8 protein-coding genes and 1 pseudogene are annotated in these 9,489 nt (G+C 74.5%); 1 reads left to right on the forward strand and 8 read right to left on the reverse strand.

The features are described 5' to 3' along the window. A partial coding sequence (locus ABFC67_RS07815) for an alpha/beta fold hydrolase (RefSeq protein ID WP_346737436.1) occupies positions 1-665 on the forward strand: 665 nt, incomplete at its 5' end. A gap of 46 nt (positions 666-711) precedes the next feature. On the opposite strand, the gene ABFC67_RS07820 is transcribed toward ABFC67_RS07815, so the two are convergent. From ABFC67_RS07820 to ABFC67_RS07855, 8 genes and pseudogenes are all read right to left on the reverse strand, one after another. Beyond that, on the reverse strand, positions 712-1,887 hold the full coding sequence (locus tag ABFC67_RS07820; RefSeq protein WP_346737437.1) for an ABC transporter permease: 1,176 nt from the start codon (positions 1,885-1,887) through the stop codon (positions 712-714). Then, complete coding sequence (locus ABFC67_RS07825; protein WP_346737438.1) at positions 1,884-2,618, reverse strand: ATP-binding cassette domain-containing protein; 735 nt, start codon at positions 2,616-2,618, stop codon at positions 1,884-1,886. Before ABFC67_RS07825 ends, ABFC67_RS07820 begins: the two co-directional genes overlap by 4 nt. Further along, positions 2,615-4,162: an alpha/beta hydrolase gene (locus tag ABFC67_RS07830; RefSeq protein ID WP_346737439.1), complete on the reverse strand. Its 1,548-nt coding sequence runs from the start codon at positions 4,160-4,162 to the stop codon at positions 2,615-2,617. The genes ABFC67_RS07825 and ABFC67_RS07830 overlap by 4 nt, the downstream gene beginning before the upstream one ends. After that, positions 4,162-4,365 (reverse strand): helix-turn-helix transcriptional regulator, encoded by a 204-nt coding sequence (locus ABFC67_RS07835; RefSeq protein WP_346737440.1) that lies wholly within the window; start codon positions 4,363-4,365, stop codon positions 4,162-4,164. Before ABFC67_RS07835 ends, ABFC67_RS07830 begins: the two co-directional genes overlap by 1 nt. Before the next feature lie 3 nt (positions 4,366-4,368). Next, positions 4,369-5,043, reverse strand: coding sequence for a hypothetical protein (locus ABFC67_RS07840; RefSeq protein ID WP_346737441.1), 675 nt, complete (start codon positions 5,041-5,043; stop codon positions 4,369-4,371). 139 nt (positions 5,044-5,182) lie between these two features. Then, positions 5,183-8,254 carry an efflux RND transporter permease subunit gene (locus tag ABFC67_RS07845; RefSeq protein ID WP_346737442.1) on the reverse strand — a complete coding sequence of 1,024 codons (3,072 nt, stop codon included), beginning with the start codon at positions 8,252-8,254 and terminating at the stop codon, positions 5,183-5,185. After that, positions 8,254-9,207: a hypothetical protein gene (locus tag ABFC67_RS07850; protein ID WP_346737443.1), complete on the reverse strand. Its 954-nt coding sequence runs from the start codon at positions 9,205-9,207 to the stop codon at positions 8,254-8,256. Before ABFC67_RS07850 ends, ABFC67_RS07845 begins: the two co-directional genes overlap by 1 nt. After that, positions 9,191-9,489 (reverse strand): annotated as a pseudogene (locus ABFC67_RS07855) (hypothetical protein); the annotation flags it as partial. The pseudogene ABFC67_RS07855 and the gene ABFC67_RS07850, both read right to left, overlap by 17 nt.

Raw genomic sequence — 9,489 nt, forward strand, 5'->3', positions numbered from 1 at the left:
ACGGCCGCTCGGCGCACCTGCCGGCCGGCGCGCACTACCACTTCGTCGACTACGTGGAGATCGCGCGCGCCGCCGCCGACGCGCTCGGCCTGGACCGCTTCCGCCTGCTCGGCCATTCGCTCGGCGCGGGCGTGGCCAGCCTGCTCGCCGCGGCGGTGCCCGCGCGCATCGAGCGGCTGGCGCTGATCGAAGGGCTGGGCCCGATCGCCGACGACCCGGCGCACACGCTGGCGCGCTTCCGCGACGCGATCGCGCGCCGCCGCGGCGCCGAGGACAAGCGCGCGCGCGTGTTCGCGAACGTCGAGGAAGCGGTACAGGCGCGCGTGCGCGCCGGCGGCCTCGATGCCGCGCAGGCGCGGCCGATCGTCGAGCGCGGCCTGAAGGCGGTCGCCGGCGGCCACACCTGGTCCAGCGATCCGCGCCTGACCCTGCCGTCGCCGCTGCGCATCGAGGAAACGCAGTTGCGCCGCCTGCTCGCCGGCATCGCGGCGCCGACCCTGCTGCTGCTCGCCGATCCGATCACGCCTTACCTGCCGACCGCGACGATGGACGCGCGCGCCGCCTGCGTCGCCGCCATCCGCGTGCAGCGCATGGCCGGCGGCCACCACCTGCACCTCGAGCGCCCGCAGGCGGTCGCCGAGGCGCTGCTGCCGTTCCTCGCCTGACCCCCGCCGCCCGCCCCCGCGACCGCGGGGGGCGGGCGCTGCGCGCCTAGGCCGAGATCGCCAGCCGCTCGGAGCGGTAGATGCGCGCGGTGACGACGATCGCGAGCGCCGCGGCAACCGCGCTGCCGGCCACGCAGGCGGCCAGCTCGGCCGCCGCGACCGCGTCACCGCGCAGCAGCCGCGTGATCGCCAGCGTCTGCCCGACCACCGGTACCGCGTACATCCACAGTTGCGCCTTCAGCGGCAGGATCGACAGCAGGATCGACGGCAGCGCCGGCACGAACATCAGCAGCGACAGGTACGTCTGCGCCTCGCGGTGGCTCTTGGCGAACGCCGCCACCAGCGTCTGCAGCGCCGCCATCAGCGCGACCAGCGGCAGCATCGCCAGCAGCGTGGTCGCGGTGAAGCGCAGGCCGATCTGCAGCGCCATGCCGATCTTCTCGGTCGGCAGGAAGTGGCCGGCGGCGGCGAACGCGAGGATGCTGAGCAGCACCGTGACCGCGGCGAACGCGCTGGTCGCGCCGAGCTTGCCGGCGAGGATCTGCCAGCGCGGCGCCGGATTGGCGAACAGCGGCTCCAGCGACTGCCGCTCGCGCTCGCCGGCGGTGGTGTCGATCGCCAGCGCCATGCCGCCGATGAAGGCGCTGAGCACGAAGAAGTACGGCAGCATCATGAACATCAGCCCGGCGCGGCTCTGCGGCGTGGACTGGTCGCGCTCGGCCACCGCGACCGGCCGCGTCACCGCCGGCGAGATGCCGCGCGCGACCAGGCGCAGCGCGGCGGTGCGCTGGCCGTACAGTTCCAGCATCTTCTGCAGGCGCCCGACCGGGCCTTGGGTTTCGCGCTGCGAGGCGTCGTAGACCAGCTCCACCTGCGCCGGCTCGCCCTTGCGCCAGGACTCGGCGTAACTGGCCGGGATGCGCAACACCAGGTCGGCGTCCTGCGCGCGCACCGCGGCCTCGGGGTCGGCCGGCCCGGGCTTGATCACCGCGCCCATCTGCCTCAGCGCGGCGACCAGGTTGGGCGCGTGCTCGGCACCGACCACCGGCACCGGCAGCGGCTGCTCCGCCTTGGCCAGCTCGCGGCTGACGATCACGTTGATCAGCATCACGAACATCAGCGCCGGCAGCAGCGGGCCGACCACCAGGCTGTTCAGCACGGTGCGGCGGTCGCGCAGGTTCTCGCGCACTTCCTTCAGGAACACGATCCATGCCGGTTTCATGCGGCCAGCCCCTCCCCCGAGCCGATGATCTTCACGAACGCGTCTTCCAGGTTGGCCTCGCCGGTCTGCGCGCGCAGCGCGTCGGCGCTGCCGTCGGCGACCACGCGGCCGCGCGCGATCACCACGATGCGGTCGCACAGCGCGACCACCTCCTGCATGATGTGGCTGGAGAACAGCACGCAGCGACCCTCGTTCTTCAGCCGGCGCAGGAAGGCGCGCATTGCGCGCGTGGCCATCACGTCGAGGCCGTTGGTCGGCTCGTCGAGGATCACGTTGCGCGGGTCGTGCACCAGCGCGCGCGCGATCGCGGTCTTGACGCGCTGGCCCTGCGAGAAGCCCTCGGTGCGGCGGTCGGCGATGTCGCCCATGTCGAGCGCTGCGATCAGCGCCTCGCTGCGCGCGCGCAGGGTGGTTGCATCGAGGCCCTGCAGGCGGCCGAAGTAGGCGATGTTCTCGCGCGCGGTGAGGCGCTTGTACAGGCCGCGCGCGTCCGGCAGCACGCCGAGGCGGCGGCGCACCGCGACCGGGTCGGCGACCGCGTCGATGCCGTCGACCAGCACCTGGCCGGCGTCGGGTTCCATCAGCGTGTAGAGCATGCGCAGCGTGGTGGTCTTGCCGGCGCCGTTGGGGCCGAGCAGGCCGGTGATCTCGCCGTCGCGGGCGACGAACGAGACGCCGTCGACGGCTTTCACCGCGCCGAACGCCTTGTGCAGGTCCCTCAGCTCGATCATGGCGCGGCTCCGTTGAAGTCGGTGAAGGCGGGCATGGCGCCGAGCGCGTCGAGGCAGGATGCGTCGAGCGCCTTCGCATCGAGCCGCTCGACGAACGCGCCGACCAGCCGGGGCATGCAGCCGCGGCCGATCACGTTGTGGCCCTGGCCCTTGGCCACCAGCAGGCGGCCGTTCGGCAAGCCTTTCAGCACCTGCTCGCCGTAGCGCGGCGGCGTGACCGGGTCGAGCTCGCCTTCCAGCAGCAGCACCGGCGCAGCGCTTTGCAGCGGCGCGTGGAAATCCGCCGGGCGCGCGCCGTGCGGCCAGACCTCGCACTGCGCCTTGAAGGCCGGCACCAGCAGGTCGCCGAGCAGGGTGTCCTTGTCCTGCGGGCGGTCGCGCAGCAGGTCGGCGTCCTCGGCGCAGATCACGCTCAACTGCATGCCGCCGGTCAGGGTCTCGGCGAGGTCGTCGCTGAGCAGCCGCACCTGCCCCATCAACGGGCCGTAGTGGCCCTGCATGGCCTGGTCCAGCGTCAGCGGCAGCAGCGCGCTGGTCTCGGGCGCGTAGGCGAACATGCGCACCAGGCCGGCCAGCGCGAACTCGTCGAGCCTGCGCGTACCCGGCAGGAACGTGACCGGATCGCGGTAGCCCACCGTCTGCGGCTGCGCGCGCAGCGCGTCGCGCAGCTTGAACAGCGTGGCGTAGGGATCGCCGAAACGCTGCCTGCACGCGGGCGTCGCGGTGCAGGCGGCGAACTGCGCCTTGAGCGCGGCTTCGAGGTTCTGCGCGAAGTCCTCGCCCAGCGCCAGCTCGTTCGGCACCACGCTGTCGAGCACCGCGCTGCGCACGCCGTCCGGGTGGCGCATCAGGTACTGCTGCGCCACGCGCGTGCCGTAGGAAACGCCGACCAGGTCGAACTTCGGCGCGCCCAGCGCCTGGCGCACGGCTTCCAGGTCGCGCACCGCGTCGCTGGTGGTGTAGTAGCGCGGGTCGGCCTTCTGCGCCACTTCGGCGAGGCAGTCGCGGGTGTCGGCGCGGATGCGCGCGGGGTCGAAGCCCGGCGCCTCGTCTTCGCCCGCCGCGCGTGCGCGCTTGCAGCTCAGCGCGTTGGAGCCGCCGGTGCCGCGCTGGTCCAGCAGCAGCACGTGACGATGCTTGCGCAGCGGCGCCAACGCGTCGGCGATCGCCGGCCAGGTCTCGGTGGCGGCCTGGCCGGGACCGCCGGCAAGGAACACGACGAGGTCGCTGTCGGCCGCCGCGGCGTCGCTCTTCACCAGCGCCAGCTTCAGCGCGATGCGGCGACCCTGCGGCGCGTCCCGGTTCTCCGGCACCTCGAACGGCGCGCAGTAGGCGGCGGTGGTCGCGCCGGAATGCTTCTGCGCGAGCTGGCAGGCCGTGAAGGTCAGCGTGCCGAGCCGCAGCGTGCCCGGTGCCGTCTGCACCGCGACCGGGCCGGCATCCGTTGTGTTCGTGCCGCCCTCGTGCGCGTGGCGCCACCACTGGCCGCCGATCACCACCGCCGCGCCGAGCAGCGCCAGCGCGATCCGTGTGCGTACTTTCATCATCCCCCGTCCTCCCCGGGCTCGAAGATGTTCTCGATCGACTGCCTGAACACGCGCGCGATGCGGAACGCCAGCGGCAGACTGGGATCGTACTTGCCGGTCTCGATGGCGTTGACGGTCTGCCGCGAGACGTCGAGGTGTTCGGCCAGCGCGGCCTGCGACCAGCCGCGCTTCTCGCGCAGTTCGCGGACGCGGTTCTCCATCGGCTAGCGCCGCGCGGCGCCCGCGCGACGCGCGCGGCGCAGCATCAGCATGATGCCGGCCAGCGCGAAGGTCGCGGCCATGCCGGCGCTCATGCCGAACGCGAAGGCCCGGCCGCGCCACCAGGCCAGCGCGGCGACTGCGACGATCAGCCCGGCGGCGACGAACAGGCGCCGGTGCAGCGGCATGCCGTCGTCGTCGTCGCACAGCGCGTCGCCACCGTAGCGGCGCGCGATCCAGCCGCGCGCCAGGCCGTAGCTGATCATCAGCAGCGGGAACACCCAGATCAGCGCGTCGCCGCCCAGCGGCGCGACCCGGGCGATGGCGAGGAATCCGCCGACCAGGCTGAGCGCGCCGGTAACCGCGGTGGCCACGCCCAGCGCAAGCAGGTGCGTGCGCTGCTCCAGCTCGTCGCTGCGCAGCACGCGCTTCGCCATCAGCGCGATCACGTACAGCATCGGCAGCACCGGCAGCAGCGCCAGCGCGACCTTCAGCGCCAGGCTCGGCGTTTCGCGCAGCAGCGGCCAGGCCAGCACCATCACCAGCGCGTACACCACCGTCGCGGCCAGCATCCGCCGCTGGTACTGGCGGGTCGTCAACCGCGCCGTGCGCGCCGCGTTCATGCCGGACACCGGGCCGCGCCGCTCGCGCAGCGGCATGCCGACGGCAGGATCTGGCATGTGGGGACGGAACGGTTCATGGCGGCGCCTCTCCGTATGTCAAGTTTGCTTGACATGCGAGGCTACGCGGGCGCGCCGCATTGTGTCAAGCACGCTTGACATGCCGCCAAGCCGGCGGCGCCCGGCAACGCGCGCCGCGCTAGCGGCGCGCGTCCAGCCAGCGCGCGGCCAGCGCGGGCAGCAGCAGCAGGCTCAACGCGGTGGACGTGACCAGGCCGCCGAGCACGACGATCGCCAGCGGCGCCTCGATCTCGTAGCCGGCGCGGCCGAGGCCCAGCGCCAGCGGCAGCAGGCCCAGCGCGGACACCAGCGCGGTCATCAGCACCGGCACCAGGCGCTCCGCGGCGCCGCGCTGCGCCAGCGCCAGATCGAGGCGCGCGCCGGTTTCGGTTTCGAGCTGCTCGTAATGCGCCAGCAGCAGGATCGCGTTGCGCGCGCTGATGCCGAACACCGTGACCAGGCCGACCGCCGCGCCGATGCTGAGCGGCAGCCGGCTGACCAGCAGCGCGGCCAGCGCGCCGAGCAGCGCGAACGGCAGGTTCAGCAGCACCAGCGCGGCATAGCGGCGCTCGCGGAAGGCGGACGCCAGCACCAGCACGATCAGCACCAGGGTCGCCGCGCTGGCCAGCCACAGCCGCCACGCCGCGGCCTGCTGCTCGGCGCCGACGCCGCCGAACGCGGCGTCCACGCCCTGCGGCAGGCCCGCGCGCGTCAGCGCGGCGCGCGCGTCGGCGACCACCGCGCCGATGCCGCGGCCCTGCACGTCGAAGCCGACCGTCGCGTAGCGGCGACCACCGTCGTGGCGGATCTGCGGACGCGCGTCCTCCGGCACCAGCGTGGCAAGACGCGCGAACGGCACGTAGCCCTCGGCGGCGGTCGGCACCAGCTGGTGCTGCAGCTCGGCGGCGACGTGATCGGGCGGCAGCGCGAGGCGCACCACCACCGGCACGGTGCGGTCGTCGGCATACAGATCGCCGGCGCCGAGGCCAAGCGTGGCGGCCGCCAGCAGCGTCGCCGGCTGCTGCGGATCAACGCCGTAGGCGGTCAGCGCGGCGGCGTCGGTCTGCAGGCGGTAGCCGGGCGCGCGCGTGCCGGCGCTGCTCTGCAGATCGACTACGCCAGGCACGGCGGCCAGCGCCGTGCGCGCCTGCCGTGCGGCGCGGTCGAGCGCGTCGAGATCGTCGCCGTAGAGCTGCACCGCCACCTGCGTCGTCTCGCCGGTCAGCGTCTCGCTGAGGCGGTCGCCGATGAAGGTGACGACCTCGCCCTGCAGGCTGGGGAAATCGTCCAGCACGCGACGGATCGCCGCCTGCGCCGCCGCCTGGTCGATCGACGGATCATGCTTCAGCTCGACGTGCAGCTCGCCGCGGTCGACGGTCCAGGTGTCCTCGCCCAACTCCGAACGGCCGATCTGTTCCTCGACCGTGGCGACCTGCGGCAGCGCGCGCAGGCGCGCGCTCAGCGCCTCGCCGAGGCGCACCATCTCGGCGCGCGCCATGCCCGGTTGGCGCGCGCCGATCTGCACGACGAAATGGCTCTCGCGAAAGTCCGGCAGCAGTTGCGCCTCGACGCGCAGCGCAAGGCCGGCCACCACGGCGAACGCGACCAGCAGCGCCGCCAGCGCGCGCCACGGACGGCGCGCCAGGCGCTGCACGATGGCCGCCTGCAGCGCGCGCGCGCGCTGCAGCCAGCGCGGTTCCGCGCGCGGCGCGCCGCGCGCCAGCAGCAGCGCGGCCAGCGCCGGCGTAACCACCATCGCCACCAGCAACGAGGCCAGCACCGACAGGATGAACGCCCACGCCAGCGGCGCGATGAAGCGCCCGGTCACGCCGCTCTGCAGCAGCACCGGCACGAACACCAGCAGCACCACCACGGTGGCGTAGACCATCGCGCTGCGGATCTCGACCGACGCTTCCAGCACGATCGCCAGGCGCGTGCGCAGGTCGAGCGCGGCGCCCGCCGCGCGCAGCCGGCGCAGGATGTTCTCGACGTCGATGATGGCGTCGTCGACCAGCACGCCCAGCGCCACCGCGAAGCCGCCCAGCGTCATCACGTTCAGGCTGATGCCGGCCCACACCAGCAGCGGCGCCGCCGCCAGCAGCGACAGCGGGATCGCCACGAACGACACCAGCGCCGCGCGCCAGTCGCGCAGGAACAGCAGCAGCACCGCGGCGACGAAGGCGGCGCCGAGCAGCAGCGCATCGCGCAGGTTGCCCAGCGCGGTGAGGATGAAGCTGGCGGGACGATGCAGTTCCGGGTAGAGCGTGATGCCGCGCGCATGCATGCCCGGCGCCAGCTCGGCGAGACGCGACTCCAGCGCGCGCGTCACCGCCAGCGTGTTGGCGCCGTACTGGCCGGACACCGTCAGCAGGACGCCGGGCCGGCCCATGATCAGCGCATCGCCGTACAGCGGCGCCGGCGCGTCGCGCACGTCGGCGACGTCGCCGACGGTGAGCGGGCGCGCGCCGCGCACGGCCAGCGGCACCGCCGCCAGCGTCGCCGCGTCGGCCGCCAGCGGCACGCGCAGCTCCAGCCGCTGCGAACCGCTTTCGACAAACCCGGCGCCGTGCGCGACGAGCGCGCGGCGCACCGCATCGAGCACGTCGGTCAAGGCCAGCCGGTACGCCAGCAGGCGCTGCGGCCGCACCTCGACCGCGACCTCGCGCACCTGGCCGCCGAACACGGTGACGCGCGCCGCGCCCGGCACCGCGAGCAGCGCCGGCTTGAGCGTCCAGTCGGCGTAGTCGCGCAACGCCATAGGATCGACCCGGTCGGACACCAAGCCGAGCTTCAGCACGTCCATCGTCGCCGAGGTCAGCGGCGACAGCTTCGGCGCGCCGACGCCGGCCGGCAGTCGCGGCAGCGCGTCGGCCAGTTTCTCGGCCACGCCCTGGCGCACGCGGTAGGGGTCGCTGCCCTCGACGAAGCCCAGCGTCACCACCGACAGGCCGGCAATCGACTGCGAGCGCATCGTCGCCAGACCTTGCGCGCCGTTCAACGCGGCCTCGATCGGCCGCGTCACCAGTTGCTCGACCTGCTCCGGATCGAGGCCCGGCGCCTCGGTCTGCACGTCCACCTGCGGCGGCACGAAGTCGGGCAGCACGTCGTACGGCGCGCGGCGCAGCGCCAACGCGCCGGCGACCAGCCCGAGCAGCATCAGCACGGCGATGCCGACGCGCGCACGCAGCGCGTGTGCGATCAGCCAGCGCATCAGTCGCTATCCGCCTCGTCGGCGGCGCCGGGCGCCGGCTTGCGCTCGGCGGCGACGAGCTGCGCGGCGCCCTGCACCACCACCGCCTCGCCCGCGGCGAAGCCGTGCGCGAGGCGCCAGCCGCCGGCCACCGCGACGGCGTCGGCCGGCAACGCGCGGCGCTGGTAGCGTCCGCCACCGAGGGCGACGTAGGCCCAGCGGCGTCCGCCGAGCATGATCGCCGCCGCGTCCGGCAGCAGCACGCCGCGCGCCGCGGCGGCATCGAGACGCGCGCGCAGGCGTTCGCCCGCATGCAGGCCGGTCGCCTCGACCGCCGCCAGCCAGGCCGGTCCGCTCAGCACCGATGCCGCACCGCCGGCCGGGCCGAGCACGCGCGCGTCCGGCACGGCGCCGTCGTCGGCGAGCCGGACGAGGTGCGCGCGATCGCCGACGGCGAGGCGCACGTCGCGGTCGGCGAACTCCAGCCGCAGCAGGAACGCGCGGCCGTCGCGCAGCGCGGCGACCAGCGCCGGGGCCGGCGCGCGCAGCGCCGGCGACCACTCCAGCGCGATCCGCGTCGCCGCACTGCGCGCCCTGGCGGCGTCCGCCGCGGCCTGCGCGTCGGCAGCCTGCACGCTGCGCAGCGAGGCGTTGTCCTGGTCGCGCTGCAATCCGCGCAGGCGCTGCGCCTCGGCCGCGGACGCCTGCGCCGCGGCCTGCGCCGCCGCGGCGTCGTCGAGCAGCGCGAGCAGCGCGGCGCCGTCCTGCACCTGCGCGTAGCCGGTGCTCGCCGCGCCCCGCGTGACCGCGCGCAGCGGTGCGGCGACGATGCCGAGCGCGCGCACCTCGGCGGCACCCAGTTGCAGCGGCGGTGCGGCGTCCTGCGCGCGCGCGTCGATCGCGCCGGCGGCGAATAGCAGCAGCGCGCCCAACGCGGCGCGCAGGCGACGTGAACGGTCAGTCGTGGCGGACATCGGCAGGAGCTCCTTGCGTGTGGGCGGCGGCCAGCCGCGCCGAATCCGGCAGGCGCGACGCCGGCCACAGCGGGCGCTGCACGGCGTCCTCCAGCGCGCCCAGCGCATCGAGGACCGAGGCGAGGCCGTCCAGCGCGGCGAGTTCGCGTTCGGCGCTGTGCGCACGCGCCTGCAGCAGCGTCGGCCGGTCGCCGGCGCCGGCGGCCAGCGCGCCCTGCGCCTGCGCCTGCGCTCGCGCTGCCACATCTCCGCCGCGGCGCAGGCTCCGCCAGCCACGGTAGC

It is taken from the genome of Mizugakiibacter sp., from assembly GCF_039680435.1.
Classification (GTDB): Bacteria; Pseudomonadota; Gammaproteobacteria; order Xanthomonadales; family Rhodanobacteraceae; genus Mizugakiibacter.

What these genes read in the sequence shown, in the direction of transcription:
- ABFC67_RS07820 (WP_346737437.1), bottom strand. Translation starts at nt 1,887, where the DNA reads ATGAAACCGGCATGGATCGTGTTCCTGAAGGAAGTGCGCGAGAACCTG.
- ABFC67_RS07825 (WP_346737438.1), bottom strand. Translation starts at nt 2,618, where the DNA reads ATGATCGAGCTGAGGGACCTGCACAAGGCGTTCGGCGCGGTGAAAGCC.
- ABFC67_RS07830 (WP_346737439.1), bottom strand. Translation starts at nt 4,162, where the DNA reads ATGAAAGTACGCACACGGATCGCGCTGGCGCTGCTCGGCGCGGCGGTG.
- ABFC67_RS07835 (WP_346737440.1), bottom strand. Translation starts at nt 4,365, where the DNA reads ATGGAGAACCGCGTCCGCGAACTGCGCGAGAAGCGCGGCTGGTCGCAG.
- ABFC67_RS07840 (WP_346737441.1), bottom strand. Translation starts at nt 5,043, where the DNA reads ATGCCAGATCCTGCCGTCGGCATGCCGCTGCGCGAGCGGCGCGGCCCG.
- ABFC67_RS07845 (WP_346737442.1), bottom strand. Translation starts at nt 8,254, where the DNA reads ATGCGCTGGCTGATCGCACACGCGCTGCGTGCGCGCGTCGGCATCGCC.
- ABFC67_RS07850 (WP_346737443.1), bottom strand. Translation starts at nt 9,207, where the DNA reads ATGTCCGCCACGACTGACCGTTCACGTCGCCTGCGCGCCGCGTTGGGC.